The sequence below is a fragment of the Microcystis sp. LE19-10.1B genome (genome assembly GCF_027530565.1).
GTDB lineage: Bacteria > Cyanobacteriota > Cyanobacteriia > Cyanobacteriales > Microcystaceae > Microcystis > Microcystis aeruginosa.
Window position 1 is genome coordinate 1 of record NZ_JAPZQM010000146.1, and the last position, 21,248, is coordinate 21,248.

At 39.4% G+C, this 21,248-nt stretch carries 18 protein-coding genes; 2 read left to right on the forward strand and 16 right to left on the reverse strand.

The annotated features are described in order from the left end of the window. From O9332_RS05110 to O9332_RS05120, 3 genes are all read right to left on the reverse strand, one after another. A partial coding sequence (locus O9332_RS05110; protein WP_288024027.1) for an RNA-guided endonuclease InsQ/TnpB family protein occupies nucleotides 1-368 on the reverse strand: 368 nt, incomplete at its 3' end. Between the two features lie 288 nt (nucleotides 369-656). Further along, the gene (locus O9332_RS05115; RefSeq protein ID WP_002756613.1) at nucleotides 657-1,106 is read right to left on the reverse strand and encodes a YlqD family protein; all 450 of its coding nucleotides are present in this window, start codon (nucleotides 1,104-1,106) and stop codon (nucleotides 657-659) included. A 61-nt stretch (nucleotides 1,107-1,167) separates the two neighbouring features. Then, the gene (locus O9332_RS05120) at nucleotides 1,168-3,087 is read right to left on the reverse strand and encodes a long-chain fatty acid--CoA ligase (protein WP_288024029.1); all 1,920 of its coding nucleotides are present in this window, start codon (nucleotides 3,085-3,087) and stop codon (nucleotides 1,168-1,170) included. 293 nt (nucleotides 3,088-3,380) lie between these two features. On the opposite strand from O9332_RS05120, the gene O9332_RS05125 reads away from it, so the two are divergent. Beyond that, nucleotides 3,381-3,971, forward strand: a complete 591-nt coding sequence (locus tag O9332_RS05125) for a Uma2 family endonuclease (RefSeq protein WP_002756609.1) — start codon at nucleotides 3,381-3,383, stop codon at nucleotides 3,969-3,971. 26 nt (nucleotides 3,972-3,997) lie between these two features. Beyond that, nucleotides 3,998-4,558, forward strand: coding sequence for a Uma2 family endonuclease (locus tag O9332_RS05130; protein ID WP_288024033.1), 561 nt, complete (start codon nucleotides 3,998-4,000; stop codon nucleotides 4,556-4,558). 14 nt (nucleotides 4,559-4,572) lie between these two features. Here O9332_RS05130 and O9332_RS05135 read toward each other — a convergent pair whose 3' ends face one another. The 13 genes from O9332_RS05135 to O9332_RS05195 all read right to left on the reverse strand — a co-directional run bounded on the left by O9332_RS05135 (nucleotide 4,573) and on the right by O9332_RS05195 (nucleotide 21,049). Next, the gene (locus O9332_RS05135; protein WP_288024035.1) at nucleotides 4,573-4,725 is read right to left on the reverse strand and encodes a PIN domain-containing protein; all 153 of its coding nucleotides are present in this window, start codon (nucleotides 4,723-4,725) and stop codon (nucleotides 4,573-4,575) included. Between the two features lie 268 nt (nucleotides 4,726-4,993). Beyond that, the gene (locus O9332_RS05140) at nucleotides 4,994-5,227 is read right to left on the reverse strand and encodes a hypothetical protein (protein ID WP_002756604.1); all 234 of its coding nucleotides are present in this window, start codon (nucleotides 5,225-5,227) and stop codon (nucleotides 4,994-4,996) included. 79 nt (nucleotides 5,228-5,306) lie between these two features. Beyond that, on the reverse strand, nucleotides 5,307-5,948 hold the full coding sequence (locus O9332_RS05145; protein ID WP_002756602.1) for an OmpA family protein: 642 nt from the start codon (nucleotides 5,946-5,948) through the stop codon (nucleotides 5,307-5,309). Between the two features lie 84 nt (nucleotides 5,949-6,032). Continuing rightward, nucleotides 6,033-8,753 (reverse strand): hypothetical protein, encoded by a 2,721-nt coding sequence (locus O9332_RS05150; protein ID WP_002756600.1) that lies wholly within the window; start codon nucleotides 8,751-8,753, stop codon nucleotides 6,033-6,035. Between the two features lie 100 nt (nucleotides 8,754-8,853). Beyond that, entirely contained in the window at nucleotides 8,854-12,000 is a 3,147-nt protein-coding gene (locus tag O9332_RS05155) for a tubulin-like doman-containing protein (RefSeq protein WP_002756599.1), read from the reverse strand. Nucleotides 12,001-12,017: 17 nt separating this feature from the next. Then, the gene (locus tag O9332_RS05160; RefSeq protein WP_288024040.1) at nucleotides 12,018-13,142 is read right to left on the reverse strand and encodes a vWA domain-containing protein; all 1,125 of its coding nucleotides are present in this window, start codon (nucleotides 13,140-13,142) and stop codon (nucleotides 12,018-12,020) included. Nucleotides 13,143-13,517: 375 nt separating this feature from the next. Further along, nucleotides 13,518-14,549, reverse strand: coding sequence for a GntR family transcriptional regulator (locus tag O9332_RS05165; RefSeq protein ID WP_288024043.1), 1,032 nt, complete (start codon nucleotides 14,547-14,549; stop codon nucleotides 13,518-13,520). 196 nt (nucleotides 14,550-14,745) lie between these two features. After that, nucleotides 14,746-15,456 (reverse strand): lysophospholipid acyltransferase family protein, encoded by a 711-nt coding sequence (locus tag O9332_RS05170; protein ID WP_002756596.1) that lies wholly within the window; start codon nucleotides 15,454-15,456, stop codon nucleotides 14,746-14,748. Nucleotides 15,457-15,493: 37 nt separating this feature from the next. Beyond that, nucleotides 15,494-15,688 carry a hypothetical protein gene (locus O9332_RS05175; RefSeq protein WP_196219773.1) on the reverse strand — a complete coding sequence of 65 codons (195 nt, stop codon included), beginning with the start codon at nucleotides 15,686-15,688 and terminating at the stop codon, nucleotides 15,494-15,496. Nucleotides 15,689-15,758: 70 nt separating this feature from the next. Further along, nucleotides 15,759-17,393: a peptide chain release factor 3 gene (gene prfC / locus O9332_RS05180; RefSeq protein WP_002756594.1), complete on the reverse strand. Its 1,635-nt coding sequence runs from the start codon at nucleotides 17,391-17,393 to the stop codon at nucleotides 15,759-15,761. A 59-nt stretch (nucleotides 17,394-17,452) separates the two neighbouring features. Further along, nucleotides 17,453-18,571, reverse strand: a complete 1,119-nt coding sequence (locus O9332_RS05185; RefSeq protein ID WP_002751176.1) for a hypothetical protein — start codon at nucleotides 18,569-18,571, stop codon at nucleotides 17,453-17,455. After that, the gene (gene yhdJ, locus O9332_RS05190; RefSeq protein WP_147068786.1) at nucleotides 18,552-19,439 is read right to left on the reverse strand and encodes an adenine-specific DNA-methyltransferase; all 888 of its coding nucleotides are present in this window, start codon (nucleotides 19,437-19,439) and stop codon (nucleotides 18,552-18,554) included. The genes O9332_RS05185 and yhdJ overlap by 20 nt, the downstream gene beginning before the upstream one ends. Nucleotides 19,440-19,666: 227 nt before the next feature. Beyond that, complete coding sequence (locus O9332_RS05195) at nucleotides 19,667-21,049, reverse strand: DNA cytosine methyltransferase (RefSeq protein ID WP_288024049.1); 1,383 nt, start codon at nucleotides 21,047-21,049, stop codon at nucleotides 19,667-19,669. Nucleotides 21,050-21,248: the final 199 nt, after the last annotated feature.

The following is a 21,248-nucleotide window of genomic DNA, read 5'->3' on the forward strand; positions in this document are numbered from 1 at the left end:
TGTTTGTCTTTGAACTTAAAAGCAGATTTAGTAAATTCAGCACTTCCTCCTTGATGTTTTTTCTTAAAGTTAGGATACTTAGTCCGACCAGCAAAGAAATTAGTAAAAGCTGTTTGTAAATGTCTTAACCCTTGTTGTAAAGGTACACAGCTTACCTCGTTGAGAAAGTCTAATTCTTCTTGCTTTTTCCAATCGGTCAACATTGAAGAAGCTTGAGCGTAGCCTACTCTTTCTTGTCTTTCATACCAAGCTTGTGTTCGTTCGTGGAGAGCTTTGTTGTAAACTAATCTTACACAGCCCAAAGTGCGCCGCAATAGCGACTCTTGTTCTGGTGTTGGGTAAAATCGGTAAGAATAGGCTTTTTCCATATCTCGCATTCTAGCATATATCGTGTAAATGCGCTAATATTTAACGGTAAAGCCGTCGTAGAACGGCGGGGTTTCAGACGCAAATTTTCGATGAAGTTATACAACAATATAGGCGAGTGTGTCCGGGCGATCGATAAAGAATCTTAATATATTTTTCAGGCCTGATCAAGTCATGTCAGGGGTGATGTGAGCTAGGGGCGGTTTTATGGGTTAGCAAGGGAGAATACCCCTTGCTATTGCCGATTTTAACCGTTACGTTGACAGTGACGGGAGCTGCTCACCCTAGCTTTAAATTTCGCCGCGAATTTCTTCGACTATGCCATCTCTAAGGACGAGTTCCACATTCATTTTGGCCACTAAGTTATCGCCTTTTTCAACCCGGAAAAAGCTTTCTAGTTGTGCTTGGGCGACTTCTTGATTGAGTTCCAACAGTTGTACCTGTTGCAATTGTTGCAGATACTGGTTTTTTTGTTCGAGAAACTCACTTTTCTGTTGATTGACTTGGATTTGAATATTGTCAATCTGTTGGGCAGCCGCGGGGGGTAAGGGGATCAGACTCTGACGCTGAATTTCTGCGATCGCTCTTTGGCCTTGGGTTTCTAATTGTTGAATTTGTGCGTCAATTTGAGCCATTTGTGCTTGTAATTGCTGTTGTGCTTCTTCTTTCCAGCGCGGAGTCACGATGACTTTAATTGTCACCGGGCGCTTCAGTAATAAACTGGTTTGTGCGTCATCCATGATTTGCTTATCCTAAAAAGGTCTTTTTGTCAAGGGGTTAGGGAATATTTGCCGGAAATATTTACTTGGCAAACATCTCGTTAATCATATCGCGATAGCGTTGCGTTACTACCGGTCGTTTAATCTTTAAAGTTTGGGTCATCATGCCGTTTTCTTGGGAAAAAGGCTCTAAAATTAACTCAAAGGTTTTAATCTGGTCATCGGCACGATAACTGGGCCGATTTCTTACCTCGCGCTTTAATTCTTGTTGGTAGAGAGCTAAGACTTTTTTGCTGTAGAGATCGCTAGAAAGAATCGTTGAGCGATCGCTGTGAAGATCGGGTAAATTTAAGGATATTTTCTGTTCTTGCGCCCAATTGGCCAGTATATCAAGATTAGGCACGATCAAAGCCCCCAAAGCTTTTTGATCCTGTCCCACTAGCATAATTTGGGAGATAAAGGGACTGCGTAAACAAGCATCTTCAATCGGTTGCGGTTCGATATTTTCACCATTGCTCAAAACAATTGTATCTTTGGCCCGTCCGGTTAAGACTAAATCCCCGGCAGCGGTTAACCAACCAATATCACCGCTATCAAACCAACCATCGGGAGAAATCGCTTTTTCGGTTGCTTCGGGTTTTTTATAGTATCCCTGCATCACCTGCGGACCACGAATCAAAACTAAACCGTGTTTTTCTGTCGGTAAGACTTCTTTGCTGTGTAAATCGACAATACAGATTTCTGTCTGAAAGACGGGACGACCGGCAGACCCGCGCAGGTTATGATCGATACGACGGACGGTAGCCACAGGAGAAGTTTCTGTCAGTCCATAACCAACTAAAATCGGGATTCCCGCAATCTCATAGAAAGTATCTAGATGTCTGGCTAAGGAACCACCGCCACTTACCAAGATTTTAACTTTATTTCCCACTGCTTGGCGAATTTTGCCATAAACTAGCTTATCACCGATGGCATGGAGGGGATAGAGTAAGAGGGATTGAATTCTTGCTTTCAGTCTTTCGATCCCGGAAGCGTGAAGATGATCTAGACTGAGATTATCAGCGATACGTTTAGCAATAACGTACTTTTCCGACTTTTCTAGCAAAAATCTCACTAATTTCTGTTTTGTGGCCGATTGTTCGCTAAATTGTTTTTGGATACCCTCGTAAAGAGATTCCCAAAGACGGGGAACTCCCACCATTAATTGCGGACTAAATTGCTTTAAATCGGACTTAAAAGTGCGAATACTGGTATAAATCTGGGTGCAACCCTGAGCTAGACTGAAATACTCACAACTGCGCTCGTAGGAATGCCATGAAGGTAGTATACTTAAAACTCGATCGCCAGGATCCGGTTGAAAGATAGCATTTAAGTTGCGTACCTGATGCAGCAGATTACCGTGACTTAGCATCACCCCTTTTGGTTGTCCCGTCGTTCCCGATGTGTAGATGAGGGTAGCCAGATCATTTTCGCTCTTGGTGATGGGTTTAAGGGTGTTCTCAGCCCCGATCGCCATTAGTTGCTTGAAATTTAAGGTCTGCACGGAAATCGCCCCAGTAGCGGGGTCTTCGTCGGTGAGCAGCACGATTAATTTTAGGGGCAATTCAGGGATTTTCGCCAGCAATTTCCCTAAAGTTTTGTTATTTTCGACAATCAGCGTCTGACTGTCACTATCGGCCAAAATATAGGCTAATTCCTCTGCATCTGCTTGAGCAGATCGTACCGCGTTGGCTGCCCCGGCTGCCATGGAACCTTGGTCGGCAATAAACCACCGGGGACTATTATCGGCAAATAAAGCGACATTTTCGGTTTCTGTGACTCCTAATGCTTGTAAAGCGGCGGCAAATTGCTGAATTTGTTGATAAAGTTCCCGATAGGTGATAATTACTTCCGGTTTACTGTGGGGATCGTGCAGGGCGATAATATCGGGGAAACGCTGGGCAACTATTGACCAAACTTCGGGTAAAGATTGAATATTTGAATAGTCAATTAGGGTTGTCATAACAGTAGTTATAGAGAGTTACAAGGGTAATAGCATATAGATTAACCATTCTAGGCTCTTTTTGCTGGTTCTCCTAGACAGTATTTGAACAGGTATCTAGTCCTGCAAAGTTAATTTCCTAGTCGAGACTGGGAGAGGGGAGACTTTTCGGTTATCGGTGAACAGTGAACAGTAATCAGGGAATGTTACTGTTACTTAATACTGCTTACTGATTACGGAAAAGGCTGACAGCTTAGATGTATAATTAATTTTGCCTAGGTACTTAAATATAGTTGTAACTAGCAGAAAAAACGATGATTGCTTTATCTAACTATAATAATCTCACTCCAGAAGAATATCTTCAGTTTGAAGAAACCAGTCCCATTAAACATGAATATATCGATGGACAAGTTTACGCCATGGCAGGGACGACGGATACTCATAATATTGTTTCGGGGAATATATACACAATTATTCGTAATCATTTGCGGGGTTCCGATTGTCGGGTTTATTTTGCCGATGTGAAAGTCAGATTAGAGAAGCGCAATCACTTTTATTATCCTGATATTATTGTCACCTGCGATGACAGAGATAGAGAAACCGCTACCTACAAAAGTTTTCCTAAACTGATTATCGAAGTTCTCTCCGATTCTACAGAAGCTTTTGACAGGGGGGATAAATTTAATGATTATCAAACTCTAGAAAGTTTAGAGGAATATGTCTTAGTCAATAGTAAACACCAACGAGTGGAAACTTTTCGACGGGGTGAACAGGGTTTATGGATTCTGCAAACCTATCAGCAAGAAAGTTTTAGTTTGCAGAGTATTAATCTGACGGCATCTTTTCGGGATTTATACGAGGATGTCACCCTAGAAACGGTTAATGATACTCCCGAAAGTCCTTAAGAAAATCTCCTTCAACGATTAAACCCATGATTGCTCTATCTAACTATAATAATCTCACTCCAGAAGAATATCTTCAGTTTGAAGAAAAAAGTCCCATTAAACATGAATATATCGATGGGCAAATTTACGCCATGGCAGGGACGACGGATACTCATAATATTATCGGACTCAATTTCACTTTTATCATTCGTAATCATTTGCGGGGTTCCAATTGTCGGGTTTATTTTGCCGATGTGAAAGTCAGATTAGAGAAACGCAATCACTTTTATTATCCTGATATTATTGTCACCTGCGATGACAGAGATAGAGAAACCGCTACCTATAAAAGTTTCCCTAAATTGATTATCGAAGTTCTCTCCGATTCTACAGAAGCTTTTGACAGGGGGGATAAATTTAATGATTATCAAACTCTAGAAAGTTTAGAGGAATATGTCTTAGTGAATAGTAAACGCCAACGAGTGGAAACTTTTCGACGGGGTGAACAGGGTTTATGGATTCTGCAAACCTATCAGCAAGAAAGTTTTAGTTTACAGAGTATTAATCTGACGGCATCTTTTCGGGATTTATACGAGGATGTTACCCTATAGGGAATGAAAAATAATTAAGGTACAACCTCAAAAGGTTGATTTCCATACCGTCGGTAAATATAGAAATCGCTATCGAGAGTGAATATTTGTTTTTGATTAAGAACTTCAGCCATGGCTACTAAAGAAGCATCTGCTAAATCCATAGGAACATCTTGATATTGTATCATTAAGGTTTCCATTCTTGTTAGTTCATCTGAATTATGATGGTGTATTACCAGTATTTCATCTACCACATAACCCCATAATTCTTGTTGTGCGAACCAACCACCATATCGACGCAATAAATACATTGCTTCGGTAAAACAAGCGCAAGTCGTGACAAGGGGGCCGATAGCGAAGATAAAATGTCAACACAACGCTGATGATTTTTATCAGCTTCATTAATTAAGGCAATAAGTGGAGAAGCGTCGCAAAGAGTCATTGATGTAATGCTGATTAGTCTTGAACATCTAAAATATTTGTAAAAACTTCTTCTACTCGCTCAGATAAATCTGATGGCTGAAAATAAACTCGTCCAACTCTTCCTTTTAATTTTTGGTCTAGGGTTTCTGGAGTGGAAGAATTGGAAGATTGATTAGGTAGAATGGTCAATCTCACTCGCTGACCTGCTAATTTAGCACTATGCTGTAAAATTTCTTCCCAAGTCCCCTCTAAAGTGTTTTGTTCCATAGATATTGATTTGAATTTCGTTCTTTCCTCAGTGTAACAAGCAAAAGATAAAAAAACAAATTTCTAGAATTTTTTTGTCTTATTGTTTTCTACCGGGGGGAATAAAACGGATTTCAATTCTGCGTCTGCTTGCATCTGCGTCACGATTAACCGCGGCTAATTTACCCGATGGGAGGTATAACTGTCCTGCGGAAAAAGCTCGAAATTTGACGTTTTTGAGTTTACCTGTGTTTTCGATTTCTTGGACTACTGCTAAAGCGCGCATTAATCCTAAATCAGTGTTAGAACCGGGTACTAGCATTTTAACAGATTGTTTTCTGCTGGCAACCGATTCGATATTTTTATCGAGATTACTTGTCTTCTGTATTCCTTGTCCGTCGGTGTGTCCAATTACTTGAATAAAGTCGATTTCTCTGTCTTTGGTAATGGTTTCGATAGCGGGAATAATGCGCTGACGAATATAGGTTTTTAAAGCGGGGTTTAATTCAGCACTTCCCGACTGAAATTTGAATTTTCCTGATTTTTCATCGATAACTATCGGGGTTGCTGTTTGCAGTTTTCGGTTAGCTTCCTCCAGTTTGCTGATGAGATTATAAGACTGAAAAAGTGCCAAGAGGAGAAATAAACTCAGAATCATGAAAGCATTGGACATTAAATCGGTAAATGCGGGATAAACATCCACCGATTTATCTTCATCCCGGTAGTAGGTACGTCTAGACATAATTGCTTAGAATTTGTTAGTGAAGTTATCAAATATGGTGTTAATGTCATCCTGAACATTTTTTTGAGTAGGATTAGGGATTGTCTAAAAAAGTTTTTCTATCTTATCCTTTAAGCTAGAAAATTCAGACTGAACATCTTTTTGAGTAGGATTAGGGATTGTCTCAAAAAGTTTTTTAAGTTCTTCCAACTTCTTATTTAACTTATAAATGTCATCCTGAACATCTTTTTGAGGAGGATTAGGGATTGTCTCAAAAAGTTCTTTCATCTCATCCTTTAAGTTAGAAAATTCAGACTGAACATTTTTTTGAGTAAGATTAGGGATTGTCTCAAAAAAATTTTTAAGTTCTTCCAACTTCTTATTTAACTTATCAATGTCATCCTGAACATCTTTTTGAGGAGGATTAGGGATTGTCTCAAAAAGTTCTTTAAGTTCTTTCATCTTATCCTTTAAGTTAGAAAATTCAGAACTCATTTCGCCAATTTTCTCCAGTTCTGCTAAACATTTGTGAATTTCTCCATAGATGTGTTCAATCATTTTTTGATTCGATTTATTTTCCTTAGCGATAACTTTCTCTAACTTATCTCGCAAAGATTCTAAGTTAGCAGTTAATTGACTGGTGTTGGTGTTCACTGCGTTAATTACTTGAGAAAAATCTGATTTAAGGCTGCCAAATTGATTGGCTGTTTTCTCAATAGATTGGGAAACTGCTTTTAATTGTTCTGAGTTCTTAGTTAATTTATCATCAACTACCATCCCTAAGTTATTGCTTAAAAGGTTTAACTCAGACTGTAAGCTTTCCTTGACTTGAGTAACTTGCTCTGTCACTGTACCAATTAACTGAGACAAGTTAGCATTAGTCACCTCTGGATTATTACTAGAGCGCTCAATGCCATGGGAAGCAGTGAGGATTTTATCGGAGGTTTGGGATAGTCTTTGCTCAAGACGATTGATAAGTTGATTGCCTAATTGTTTCGACTCGGAGTTAAAACTGTCTTGATAGGTTTTCACGGTTTCGATTAATTTTACTAATTCTCCTTGAATGTTGGATAACTTTTCTTGTTCGGTGACTGAGCGTTGCTGATTTTGTTCTAGGATTTTCTCAGAGACTTGAGTAACTTGCTCTGTCACTGTATCAATTAACCGAGACAAGTTAGCATTAGTCACATCGAGATTATTACTAGAGCGCTCAATCCCATGGGAAGCAGTGAGAATTTTATCGGAGGTTTGGGAGAGTCTTTCATCGAGACGATTGATAAATTGGTTTCCTAATTGTTTCGACTCGGAGTTAAAACTGTCTTGATAGGTTTTCACAGTTTCGATTAATTTTACTAATTCTCCCTGGATGTTAGATAACTTTTCTTGTTCGGTGACTGAGCGTTGCTGATTTTGTTCTAGGATTGTCTCAGATTTTTGATTCAAGTCAGTAATTTTTATTCCTAACTCAACCATAGTTGTCATGGAAAGCTGGAAGTCTTGAGTTAAAGAAGCTAGAGATTGAGTTGATTGGTTTAAATCTGTAGTAGAATCGGCAAACTGTTGATGAGCAGTCATTAAATCTGCGGTTGCTTGCACTAACTTATCAGCAAATTGACTACTTTCGATTTTTTCGGAAGCTTCCAGAAAACCTAGCGCACTATTTTGTAATTTTTGAGAAGATTCTTGGATATTTAAATACACTTGTTCTGCTAAATCGTTAGCTCTTTTATTACTGCTGATAATCTCCCCGATATTCTGCTCTAGTATTGCAGTGGATTGAGAAAATCTCCCTTGGGTTTCTGCTAAACTAGCGGTAAACCTTTCGATATTACCAGAGAAGTTACTTTTTTCAATTAACTCTGACGCTTGTTTAAAAAGCAGTACACTATTTTTTAGTTCCTGAGAGGATTTTGTAAACTCTCGGTTTGCTTGCGTGATAATTGGTACTTGCTCGTTAAGTTCAAAAGCTGAACGCTGAAAAGTCGTCGCACCAGTAGATAAAGTTCCCGCAGTTTCAGTTAATCTTTCACAAACCTGGGTGACTAACTTAGCTGTTTCCTGATTACCATCAGCAATTTCTTTAGCAACTTTTCCTAAAGAAGATTCTAATACTCTCGTCACCTCAGTATGAAAGTTAGTCAGAAATGCTTGCTGTTTATCCACCATGCGATTAACCGCTTTATCCAAGCGACTATTCCCTTCTACAGTCGGCTGCAAGATGTTATCTAAATAGTCTTCTAGGGAACTAATTAGATTTACTTTAGCAAGGTTGGTATTAAAGATTAAGTTAATCACAGTCAGTAAAGAACTACAAGCTAAACCAATTAAGCTAGTGATAAAAGCAATCCCCATACTTCCTAGGGGAGTTTTGAGCTTTTCTCCTAAACTTTGCACATCGACATTATTGATATCGATAAGTGTGCTGATTCCCGTCAGATTGAGAGTAATTCCGAGGAAAGTTCCCAACAAACCAAAAGCGAGGAGGAGATTGGGTAAGACTCTTACAAAATAATCCCATTTCTCGCAGCTAAGAGATTTAGACATGAAAGTAAATTGTTCTTCATGGTATAAACCATCTACCAAAGCTGCGGTATTAACATCATCTAGTTGACTACTGGCTATCTTAAATCTATTCTCTAGATTAGAGATAATTTTAGGTTGAACCCCGCGACTTTCTCCCCGAATTAAGCGCTTGACTTTTACAGTTGACTCTTGGAGATGTTTATAGAGAGCAATCCGGATTCCCACAGCTAAGACGGTGGGAAAAATAACCAAGACTAGAGTTAAAACAATCAGATAGGGAGGAAAAAGGTTAAGTAATGCCATGATAGTTATTGGATACCTCGAATTGTGATTGATAGAGAGAGTTGGGGGTGAATGTTTCCTCAGATAGCTGGGGAAACATCATTAAGATTGATTAATTTTATCATTCATCATCAGTGCTAACCTCTGCGGGTAAACTGGGTTGACTACTGTTATTATTTGTTCCCAGTAAAGTTTGTTGCTTTTGCTGTTGTTTGTCGAGTTTTTTCTGTTCAGCAGCACGTTTTTCTAGTTCCATTTTCAGTTGATTAACAAAACGGGTGATAATTCCTTCTTTTGCCTCCTGTTGAGCATTTCCATCTTGTCCAGCTACCTTATTCTTGTAGCGAGAATTGGGGTGATGGTCAGGTAAATTTTTGACATTGTTGACAAAATAGCTGACGTTCTGAAAATAATCACCCTCGTTAGTAAATAATAGAGGAGGATTAGCCAAAATCTCATTTTTTGCCTGATTAAGCAGTACCTGCAAAGCATTAATCATGTCCTTACGAGAAGCAAATTGTTCTAAAGCAAGTCGCCAATTACCGCTAATGTCAATAATGGACTTATTGTTAAATAAATCGCCTTCGATGACTAATTGATAAGTATCATCTTCCTCATCGTATTCCAGTAAACCGAGAGCAATTGCGGGATAAAAAATAAACTCTAATTCCTCAATTAATTTGGCAGGTGGTGGGATAATATCAGCAAAATCTATCCTGTAATCATTGTGTAAAATGCTGATTCTCTTTTGGTCTTGATAGATTTTTTGTAACCCAGATAAATCAGTAATGATTCTTAGGGAAAACCCACCAAACTCGTAGGTAATTAGGATTTCTTCGTCGGTTTGAATTGATTCAAAAGAAGTCCCCAGATTAATATTTAAATCAGATTCAAGAGTCTTCATAAATCTTTGCATGGTGGGTGAATTATCATCCTTAGTCCCAATTAGCAATGCTTTATCTGTATGCAAACGATAGTAAGCATCATTAACATTTATGGGTAACATTAAATCAGCTTCTCGCAGAATTTGCGCCAAGCGTTCAGGAAAATCATGTGGTCTATATTGACCCATAAATCGCTTAATTACTGCATCAATTTTATTAGTGCTTACTGATTGAAACTGTTTCTCGATTGTTGCTGTTAGGGTATCTTTGAGAGTTTCATTATCAATAACAAAAGATTGGCTAAATAAACTGAATAGTGAAGCATTATAGCCTAAATTATTGGTGACTTTTTGGCTAACGGAAATGTATTGAGTTCGGGAGTTACTGTCAGGGATACAGTTATCAATATTCTCCTCTGGGAAAATACCTTCCCCAGTCATCTCGTCGAGATTTAACTGCATTAACTCCTGTTCGTATTTATCGTATTCTGCGATTAGCTGATGTAGGGTTTCTTTCAGTTGTTGTATCTGCAGCATTCGACTGGAAATATGCTTGAGAATCGCTTCAACAATCTTTCTGGATTCCCCATTGATGCTGAAATTAAAGTTATGCTGAATTAATTTTTGTCCGCTTTGAACGTAGTCTCTTAACTCGGCCTTGATTCTCTCACTATTGGCATTTTTATTGAACATCTTGAAGACAGACTTTTTCCCGTTTATATCTTCGAGAGTTTGTTTGAGATTTCGCCAAATGTTATCAATTTTTTCCGAGGAATGAAACCCTTTATTATCCTGAGATAATTCCTCTAGATTCCCCTTGTAGGTATTAATCTGTACTTGTAAAGCGACCAAAAAAGATAGGCTATTTTCCAAAGAAAATTCTAAGCTATCAGGATTAAGAAGAATCTCCAAAAATTGGTCAATATCTGACTTAAATTTTTCGATTAATTTAGGTTGAGTTTGTTGGGTCAGAGTTAACCAGATTCCGCGACTGCTATCTGTTTCTCCCCCTTGTACTTTGCGAAACTCTTTTTCTAGGGATTGCTTGACGGTTTGGGGTAAATTCTCCAAATCTTGACTATTGGATATTTCTTCCTCTAGGGAATTTTTCCAAGAGGTTAAAGTCTTAGAAAAAGTTTTATTATTCTCTAGGGTTGCTTCTTCCAATCTGGCAGTAAAATAATCCTTATTACTTTGGGTACTCCAATTAGCTAGGAACTTACTTAATAACTCTTGTCCACTGGGACTTTGACCGTATCCCTCTAACCAAAATTTAATTAATTTGAGACTAAAACGATTAAGACCAATCTGCACAATTCGGTCGCGAGTAAAATAAATCCTCGCGAGTCCAAAGGACATATAACCTTGACACATCTGAAAAGGATGATTATCTTTACGAATCATCGGGTCTTTATGGTTATCCCGATTTCTTTTAATGGGGAGAGATAACTCATCGGCAAAATCCAAGAAAATCTTGTAAGCAATGACATTACATAATTTACCTTTGTTATTAATCTGGTAATCTCCCGCAGTGCGATTAGAAACTAAGTAGGCAAAATCAAAAGGAGAACGTTTTTCATCGATGTTGACGAAATTTTGTTTATCATAACAGGCTTGAAAGGAATTACTTTCATTGGTATAATGATCTAACTCTTTCAAAGCTGCATAGGTATTAGCTCTCATAATTGCCCCATCACCATAAAGTTTAGGACTAATTACCAAATAACCAAAGGATGTATATTCGGTGGTTTGTTGTAAAATATGACGCAAAGTGTAGGCCACATCGAGGAAAATACCGCTACCAGTTCCCCCACACAAAGAACCGACAACAAAGACATTTAAACCCTCTTGGACATTAAAACTTTGACCGTTAACTTTACCGCTAAACATAAAGGATTCATGACCAGAAGTTCGTCTTTCCGCTGCTTCAATTGCCTCTTGAATTTTTTGATAGTTATGGAAGAAAGCTAAACGACCGACGGGACGAATACCTCCCGCACCATTTTCAATGGCAGTTATTTGTTTTTTTAGTCTTGGGTCTAACCAGCTTGCAATATGGGAAAAGGGACTTTCAAAAAGGGTTTTGTGTTCAAGTTCATAGGTGAGATTGTTAACATCCTGAGCATTCATATTAATGAATACTCTTTCAGCAGCTGATAAAAGAATTTCTTCTCCGTGATAGCTATTTCCTGTGGGTAAACCCGAACCATTGAAAGCGTTTTTGTCTGTGTCAATATGAACAAAACTGACAACGGGTAGGTTAGATAACTTCCCATACTTATCAATAATAAAGCGACGAATTCTCATTAACACATCTCGACCAGTACCACCTAATCCGATGATAATTGTCCGTTTGATAGCGCGGGTTTGACTGGTGTTAGCCATGGTTTAAATCTCCTGAGTTATTTTTTGCTAATCTGAATTTGTAGGTCGAAATCTTGATGGTTATGGTGATAGGTTAAAGTCAGGTAATTTTTATCTATCTTCACCTCCTGAGTTAGTTGATTACCTCGATAAAAAATCTCTGCTTGTTTAGTGGGTTTTAGATATAACTGATTGCCGCGTCTTTCTAAATAGCAGCGAATTTCTTCCCCATGACAAGGAATGGTATTCTTATGATATTCATCACCACCGATGTTAATTCTTTCGGATGTTTTTAAAATATATTTTTGGGTTTCATTGTCATCATCATTAGATGAGACTTTAATAGTCCAAGCAGTATTTAACCGCAACCAGTGACGAATTCCCAAAATACTCGCTACTATTCCCCCAATTCCCATTAATGTAATTACCAATGCTGGCAACCATAACTGACTCAAGAGATAAGGATTAATCAAACAGGTTTCTTGTCCTCCCGGTGCGGGAGTGCAAAACTCTTGTGCTGTGGGAGCAATATCGACAACTGATAGTTTATATTTATTGCCGTTAGTGGCAGTAATTTCTTGAGTTCTTAGATTAATTGGTAGGGAATTAAGCCAGTTTTGTCTTTCCAAACTTTCGGGAGAATTAGCAAGACGAAAAGGGCTATTTTTTGGGGTTTCTATCCACTGTTGTGAAGTAATCCCCGCGGCAGTAGAAAGGGGTGCATCGGTAATCCAAACTACCGACTGGGGTTTGATAGCTTGATTGGCAGTTAAACGACACTGATTTAAGCGTGCCAGTCGGGGATAAACGTGCCATTCTGCGCGCTGAATATCGGTATTTTTAGCACTTTGGCTAGATTGCCAGGGAATCGCTTTTAAAACCGCGTCTATATCTTCCCTTCCGCGAATTAAAATCGGTTCTGTAATCGGTTGAACATTATCAGCAAAGGGGACTAAATAAACGGAATCGTTATTTTTTAAACTATCGCGAATAATTTGACCGAGGCGCGTGCGTCCTTCATCATTAAAGTTAACACTGCCGGTAAGATCGATCGCTAGGATAACATCTCGTCCCTGCCAACGAGCCACCAAATCTAATCCGAGTTTTTGCCAATCGGTAAGCGGTTCCCCGGGGGATACCGTTAAACAGTCAGCACTTTTCATTTAGCCTCGTTCGAGAGTGAAAAATTGAGCTTATCCCTATTCTTCCGCCATTGTACTAAAAAAGTTAATACTTCTTAAAAGTTTTTTTCGCTTTTATTCTCGATTTGCTCTAAGTTATTGTCAATAGTAACCATAGATTAAACTAAATTTTAAAGTTCAGCTGCCCGCGCATTTAAGTGGGTGAGTGGAATTAAATATAAGATGAACGTAGGTTGGGTTGAAGCATGAAACCCAACGCCAGCATGGGTTACGCTACCGCTAACCCATCCTACAAATAATTGTGCCTCCCTACTTAAATTGCCTGTTGAGATAAGGCAAGAGGTAACAGTAAAGGGATTGGGAGAGATTCAGAGGTTAAAATGTGTCTTTTATCCTCTAACCACCTAATCCTAATTCTCGTCTGAGCAATTGAATTGATTTATCCCCAATATAATTATCACTACAGATAATTTCTGGCAGACGAATTAAATCCGATCGCACTTCATTAATCAGATTTTTAATTAAAGTATAACTCGCTTGATCACTGATAATTGTCTGGGAAGTTCGGGCTAAAACTTTTAACTTATCCGTTTCATGAATTTGGGCAGACATAACTAATAAATCATCGCCCCGTAAACTATGAATTAAAATTTCGGCCACCTTAATAATACCGGTGCTAATACTGACAATCCCCAAGCGGCTATCCGTGGGTAATTTTTTGATTAATGCCAATTCCTTGCTGTAATCGTAGATATCGATGGGAATGACTCGTAATTGAAAAGGAGCGGCAATTTCCTCCGCCACACTGATAAAATAGCGACTGGTGACAACAGTGGCAGATTTAGTATTGGCTAAAACTTGGGCTAAATCCTCCATTGCCACTAATTGGACGGGAATTTTGAGGGATTGCTCTAATTCTCTCAACATTAGTTCTCCTGCACCCAAATCGTGACGGGGAATGGTGACAAGAACTTGAGAACTACACTGCGATCGCCAATCAATTTCCGCCAGTAATAACTCGCGAATTTGCTCTAAAGTTAAACCTTGAGCGAGAAAACCAGCCAAACTCTGGCGAATTAGTCGGCCTATTTCTGGATTTTGTTCCAATAGGGGTGAACCCGATAAATTATCGTTTTCATGCCCGCGAGCCTTGACATAAATCCCCGAACCTGCTAGGGATTCCACTAACCCATCGTCTTCCAGTTGCTGATAAATTTTACTTATCGTATTACGGTGTAATCCCGTGATCATAGCTAGTTGACGGGTACTAGGTAAACGATGGCCCGGGGGATACTGACGAGAGGCGATAGCGAAGCGAATTTGGTCAAATAATTGCTTAGAGGCGGGTATTTCACTGTCGGGCTGGATTTGGAACTGCATCGGATCACTTCGCTCACAAACTACTTTCGCTGATACCCATTCTATCATTAGACCCCCTGCAACAATCGGACATCTTCACCGATCTGAGGGGTTTCCGAGGCAGTATTCAGGAGCCAGAAGCAGAAAAAAACAAGATATTATTTATTTAAACCAGAAAAGCCACTTTTTTGCTTAAAAATAGTTAAAACAATCATTTGAATCCGTCCCTGAAACCCCACTCATGGGGTAGATAGTCAACAGCTGATTAAGGGGATTGATCCTCGTGGAGAAGTTTTAAGCGATCGCTCAAGGTTTTGGTTAAGCGGACAGTTTCCCGTTTTAGCGAATTTTGTTGATAATCAAGCACATTAATCTCTTGACCGATATTTACTATCGCTTCGCTTCCCCATCCGGGGTAAGGCTGATTATAACTAATGCTTACCGGCAAAATCTTGATATCTGCATCGGGTTTCATGGTCTTAACTTCCAACGCGATCCGCGCTACCCCCGGTTTAAGAGGATGAACCACTCGATCGCGACAGATACCCCCTTCCGGAAAAATCGCCACCATTTCCCCCGCGGCCAAAAGTTCGACGCTATGGACCAGACTACCCATACCGGGGTGATCGGTGTTGACGGGAAAACCCCCCAAACGTCGGATAAACCAACCTTGCACCCCTTTGATCTCGTTAGCGGAAACCATAAAGCGCAAATCGCGTCTACTAACTAAGCGTCCCACCGCGTAGGGTAAAATCAGCGCATCCCAACGGGACCGATGGGTAGGTGCAAGGATGACCCCCCCCGTTAGGGGAATATTTTCCTGGCCCGTAACCGTTATTTTGCCGAAAAAAGCCGGTAAAACCAGATAATTTCCCAGAAAATAACAAAAGCGAATTAAACAGGGATTAATTCGGGAATTGACAGCAGGACTTTTTCTAATGGTGAGGGACTCGTCAACGATAGTGCTTTGAGACATCCGATTGTTAGGAAAGATCGAGACTTTCTGACCACTTCTACTTTAGTCTAGTTGTCTGGGGGGTCGCCATCTTGTCCTGACCAGTTCGGCAATTGTCTTGTGAGATTAATAGACCTCTTGCATAATTAGGGTTTGCGGCAAAAAGTTCTTCCTGGTGGCAGGGTGTGGGGTGTGGGGTGTAGGGTGTAGGGAAGGAAACCTCTTTCATCTGTGGGGGTGAAAATTGTTTCATCGGGACTGACTACTGGCTACTGACTCCTAACCCTAACAACAATTTTTGATTTTTACAAGAGGTCTAAGGGTTAGGATTGGGGTTGTACTCCCGATCCTACTGGTGCGATCGAGTTTAATTGCAAAGAGGGATGATCTTCTTTAACTTGCTGTAAATTCCACTCATTTTTGAATAATAAGACGGGACGACCCCAATAATCTTTGACAGTTAAAGTATTAAAGAGTTTACCTGCTTTTTCTAAAGCGGCCCAACCCCCGGCTACCCAACGGGCTAAACTATAGGCTAGGGGTTCGAGGGTAGTTTCGACTCCGTACTCGCTTAAAAGACGGAATTGCACCACTTCAAACTGTAATTGACCGACAGCGGCTAAAATTGGGTCGCGTTTAAATTCATCGATCGAGGATAATATCTGTACGGCCCCTTCTTCCTGTAATTCCGAGACTCCTTTTTGAAACTGTTTGAACTTGGAAGGGTTAGGATTTCTGAGATAGGCGAATAATTCGGGAGAAAAACAGGGAATCCCTTCGTATTCGAGCTTTTTACCCATATAAATCGTATCACCGATCGCAAAGACCCCGGGGTTATTCAATCCGATCACATCTCCGGGATAAGCTTCTTCAATAACTGCGCGATCTTGAGCAAAAAGTTTCTGAGGACGGGATAAACGGATAGTTTTACCAGTTCTAGCGTGGTTTACTACCATATCCTTCTCGAATTTCCCCGTACATACCCGCACAAAGGCTACCCGGTCCCGATGTTTGGGATCCATGTTTGCTTGCAGTTTGAAGACAAAACCGGTGAAATCGGGATAGGTGGGATCAAGGACTCCTAGGGAGGAATTGCGTCCTCTGGGTGGCAATCCATAGTCGAGGAAGGATTCTAGGAATAATTTCACCCCAAAATTGGTCATGGCGCTACCAAAAAAGATCGGGGTCATTTCTCCTGCGTGGACTGCTGGCAAATCCAATTCTGCACCCAATTCCGAGAGTAGTTCTATATCCTCTTTTAACTGGTAATACAGGTCTTTTTCGAGATGATCCTCAATTTTGGGGTCGCCAAGCTCGATCACGGTTTCCTGCGCCTCCTGAGAGCCGTGGGAGCGACGTTCAAACAGGTGTATGGTTCGGGTGGCCCGATCAAAAACTCCCCGAAAGCGATCGCCAATTCCGATCGGCCAATTGACGGGATAGGTTTGTAATCCTAATTCTCGCTCGATTTCGTCCAATAAATCCAGAGGTTCGCGGCCGGGCCGATCCATTTTGTTAACAAAGGTAAAGATGGGTAACTGCCGCAGTTTGCACACTTCAAAGAGTTTTCTCGTTTGGGGTTCCAAACCTTTGGCCGCGTCGATTAACATCACCGCATTATCGGCAGCGGCTAGGGTACGATAGGTATCTTCGCTAAAATCTTGGTGGCCGGGAGTATCGAGGAGATTAATCTGAAAATCACGATAATCGAACTGTAAAACCGTGGAAGTAATCGAAATTCCCCGTTGTTTTTCCATTTCCATCCAGTCGGAGGTGGCCTTGCGTTGGTCGCGTCTTGCTTTGACTGCACCCGCTTGATGGATTGCACCCCCGTATAGTAACAGTTTTTCGGTCAGGGTGGTCTTTCCCGCGTCAGGGTGGGAGATAATGGCAAAATTTCGCCGTTTTTCCAAGACAGCTTCGCCGGTTTCTAGTTCTTTTTCAATTTCGGTCGTCATTCTAATTTTGATCGCTTTCCTATCTTTCTATTCTAGTTTAGCTGGGGAGTTAGATATCTTTATGGCTCTGATTCTAGGTTAAACTCAATCCGGCTCTGTAAAACCATTTCTGCAATTACCGCTCCTCCTTTACCTTGAGCTAAAACCCGCTCAAAACGGTTGATTAATTCGGGAATATTGATCACTTCCTCTACCGATTCTAGATATCTTTCGACAATTGCCCTGATCTTGTATCTTATCTTAGCTTGCTCCGCAACTTTTTCTAAAATTTCCTCGCAAGTCTGCTCGGTTTTAACCACAAAAGTAATGGGATATTTTTGCACTTTATCAATATCTAAAAAATATTTATCAGCAGCTATCGTTTCCGTAACTTGAAAAAATCGACCTAGGGGTTTCATGACAAAATCTATCCCCCCGTCATTGGCATTTGTTCGACCAGTTTTATATAAAAGTAAGTATTCAGAGTTTAAGCGTTCAGGCGACCATCCCCAATATATTTTCTGTTCCCCATAATACTCTTTAAGAATTGCATAACTGACAATCTCAAAAACTCTAGCATCAATGTTTGGTCTGAGTAAACTCCGAATAAATTCAATGGCTTTCTGGGGATCTTGCTGTTGAATATCAATCATCTGTTGACAATAGCTGATAAATTGATTAAATGCTTTTTGTCTTGTTTGCACATAGGCATCAATTATATCTATAATCACTGGCGCAATATTAACTTGATTACCCTCTAGATAAAACTTAATTAGATTCTCATTAATCCAGTATCTATTGGTTTTAACATCTCTAATTATCGGCAGATAAGATAAAGTAGGAAAATACTTTTTAAATTCCTGATTTAATCGATGATTGAGAGCATGATTTTGTAATTTATCGCCAAAAGGAAGCTCCCTTTGCCTGCGAAAAAGTGTCATATACTGAGCGCCTTGATACTCGTCGTATCCATCCTTAAGATGAAACTCATTATTAATATAGTCTTCCACTAAAACATAAATGGCATAATGGTTAGCCAATCCTGCTCGGGATTTAGAACCTCGATTAGCGGCTCTAGTTTTAATGTTCAAATATTGCAATAACTCACTAGCATTTAAAATGCTATTTCCCTGATTGGGAAAGTAATTATCGATAATTTTAATAATTATCTTGGTGAATTCATGCTTGACTATCGACATCGAAAAGACTCTCCTGTACAAAGTTAGATTCTTGTTTATTTTCGCTTTTTCTACTATAGCTTTTTTGAGGTGGTAGTAACTTTTCTTCCTTGTATTCTTGCCATCCGAGAATCCGTCGAAGACCAATTTTTAAATACTCCTCTTGTAATTCTATACTAATAGAAATTCTTCCCAAACGTTTAGCTACAGCTGCAGCTGTAAAAGTTCCTGCAAAGGGATCAAGCACAATTCCACTCTTGTCAGTGCTGGCCAAAATAATTCTTTCTAGCAATGATTCAGGTTTTTGTGAGGGATGATTTTCGTATTCATCCATGCGATATCTTACCCTAGGGAAATACCAGACATTGCCCGGTACTTTCTCTGTATTGTATTGACTGGGAATCGCTTTTCTATAATCAATTAGTTTTCGTTTTGCTCCGGTTTTTGCTTCTATCTTAATATCCTTTGAATTAAAAGTGTAATTATTTTTATCTTTCACACAGTGAAGTATTGGTTCATACATCGAACCAAAATATTTTGTTGCTTGTACTCCTGAACTATCATAATGCCAGATAATGCGACTAAGAATCGTCATTTTTTGTCTTAAGTAAAGATCAAAGTAAGGCATTGCTTGAGTGCTGGCCATAACATATAATGTTCCCTGGGGTTTCAAGATACGAAGACACTGATCAAGAATTTGATTTGCCCAATTTATATAATCATTTTCCGATTCCCATTTGTCGTAAAAATCGGCAAAATGCTTACCTATATTATAGGGAGGATCGAGAAAAATTAGATCTACAGAATTAGAGGCAATCTCACTGGATAAAATCGGCAAAGAATCACCATGAAATATAACTTGTTCATCAGCTTCGTATCGTTTAAACATGATCATTTTTTCAATTTAAAGTAGTTAGATTTTTACTAGGAAATGTGTCAATTTTTAACCTCCTTAGCAATTAGGATAATTTACAGACTTTCTCATAAAGATGAAGTATAACCTAATTTGGTATTGATGACTGACTTCTGACGAGGGAGTCCCCACAACGAAAACTTGGATTTTTAAGCCTTTAAATATTTTAATATGAGTCAGTATCCCGCGGTCTAATAATTTGGTCAAATTATTTCTAGTAAATTTCTTGCTACTGCTTCCACTACAGTTATAGGAACAGCATTTCCGAATTGTTTTTTAGCGATAGCTGACTGTGGATGATAGATAAACTTATCGGGGAATACTTGTAATTTACGCGCATCTTGGGGAGTAATTTCTCGAAACTTTTTGGGTTTATAGATTTTCTTTAAAAACAATTGTTTGTATTCTTGGGGATGAGTAGCGGTAATTGAAATAGTGGCAATATAATCTTTAGCACCCGTAGCGGTTAGGGTAGGAATAATATCGGCCGTCGGTAAAATAATCCGATAAATGCCGTTAATTCCTGTCATATTTTTCGAGTTAATAAATTCATACTTACCCTCCTGCGTTTGCCAACAAATACCGAGAGAAACTAACTGATTGAGTTCCTCGATTTTTAGGTCGGGTATAATTTCCAAAAAAGCAGAAAAAGCCACGGGATGACCATCTTTTTCGCCATACTTTTTACTGCGTCTTAATTTCAGCAAAGCTAAACAGATACTTTTTTGTCGTTCCGTAGTTTTGATAATATCCCAAGAATGAATAGTTGTGTGGCCATTTCTTAAATCAGAAAAAATAAAGAAGTCATTTAATTCATCTTCTTTTTGAAAACGAGTTCTCGATGGAGGAACAAAACCATTAAATAAAGTATCTGCTGATAACTTAACTTTCTCGACGGGTTGAATATTTTTGATGTCTTCTAAAATATCTAAAACCTTGGGATGGATACCCAAAGGTAAAGGAAATTTAAACCGCTCATAGTTATCTATATTTTTTCTAATTCCTACGATAAAAACTCTCTCGCGATTCTGGGGTAAACCAAAATCGTAGGCATTTAATAACTGCCAGTAAACTTGATAACCACAGCTGGTTAATTCATCGATAATTAATTGTAAATTCTCCCGATTGCGAGGACTAGCCAACCCACTGACATTCTCGAAAATAAAGCTTTTGGGTTGACTTTTCTGGACTAATTTAATCACATCAAACCAGAGTTTTCCCCGGGGATCCTCAAATCCCCGTAAACATCCCGCCACCGACCAAGGTTGACAGGGAACGCCGCCGACAATAAGATCCAGATTATCGGGTAAATTGCTAATTTTACTCACATCTCCGAAAGCAATTTCATCGCTGTTGAGATAGCTAATAAAATTCTGTTGATAAACTTGGATGGCCTGTTTATCGATTTCTGAATAGCCTAAACAACGTCCTCCCAATTTCTCCAAAGCGATTCTAAAACCACCGATTCCCGCGAATAAATCGATAAAACGATACTGGGGATGGGTGATAACTAGATGTAGGGGTAATTGGGTTTGTGTGCTGACTTTAACTGTGGTTTTCAAGGGTAAATAATTCCTTTTCACCATCTGGGAAGATGTGTGTCTGTATTAATTATTTTAGTATAACTTAAGAGTTTTTTCTAGGTAGGGGCTGCTGAAAAAGTTTTTCGTGGGGGCAGGGTGTGGGGTGTGGGGTGTGGGGTGTGGGGTTTTACCCATTTTCAGGTGGTCAATTACCTAATTTTCAGGGAAAAAATCCCTAAATTTTCCCCCCAATCACTCCAAT

Coding starts and splice junctions, on each gene's coding strand:
- O9332_RS05115 (WP_002756613.1), bottom strand. CDS start 1,106: ATGGATGACGCACAAACCAGTTTATTACTGAAGCGCCCGGTGACAATT.
- O9332_RS05120 (WP_288024029.1), bottom strand. CDS start 3,087: ATGACAACCCTAATTGACTATTCAAATATTCAATCTTTACCCGAAGTT.
- O9332_RS05125 (WP_002756609.1), top strand. CDS start 3,381: ATGATTGCTTTATCTAACTATAATAATCTCACTCCAGAAGAATATCTT.
- O9332_RS05130 (WP_288024033.1), top strand. CDS start 3,998: ATGATTGCTCTATCTAACTATAATAATCTCACTCCAGAAGAATATCTT.
- O9332_RS05135 (WP_288024035.1), bottom strand. CDS start 4,725: ATGATACAATATCAAGATGTTCCTATGGATTTAGCAGATGCTTCTTTA.
- O9332_RS05140 (WP_002756604.1), bottom strand. CDS start 5,227: ATGGAACAAAACACTTTAGAGGGGACTTGGGAAGAAATTTTACAGCAT.
- O9332_RS05145 (WP_002756602.1), bottom strand. CDS start 5,948: ATGTCTAGACGTACCTACTACCGGGATGAAGATAAATCGGTGGATGTT.
- O9332_RS05150 (WP_002756600.1), bottom strand. CDS start 8,753: ATGGCATTACTTAACCTTTTTCCTCCCTATCTGATTGTTTTAACTCTA.
- O9332_RS05155 (WP_002756599.1), bottom strand. CDS start 12,000: ATGGCTAACACCAGTCAAACCCGCGCTATCAAACGGACAATTATCATC.
- O9332_RS05160 (WP_288024040.1), bottom strand. CDS start 13,142: ATGAAAAGTGCTGACTGTTTAACGGTATCCCCCGGGGAACCGCTTACC.
- O9332_RS05165 (WP_288024043.1), bottom strand. CDS start 14,549: ATGATAGAATGGGTATCAGCGAAAGTAGTTTGTGAGCGAAGTGATCCG.
- O9332_RS05170 (WP_002756596.1), bottom strand. CDS start 15,456: ATGTCTCAAAGCACTATCGTTGACGAGTCCCTCACCATTAGAAAAAGT.
- O9332_RS05175 (WP_196219773.1), bottom strand. CDS start 15,688: ATGAAACAATTTTCACCCCCACAGATGAAAGAGGTTTCCTTCCCTACA.
- prfC (WP_002756594.1), bottom strand. CDS start 17,393: ATGACGACCGAAATTGAAAAAGAACTAGAAACCGGCGAAGCTGTCTTG.
- O9332_RS05185 (WP_002751176.1), bottom strand. CDS start 18,571: ATGTCGATAGTCAAGCATGAATTCACCAAGATAATTATTAAAATTATC.
- yhdJ (WP_147068786.1), bottom strand. CDS start 19,439: ATGTTTAAACGATACGAAGCTGATGAACAAGTTATATTTCATGGTGAT.
- O9332_RS05195 (WP_288024049.1), bottom strand. CDS start 21,049: ATGGTGAAAAGGAATTATTTACCCTTGAAAACCACAGTTAAAGTCAGC.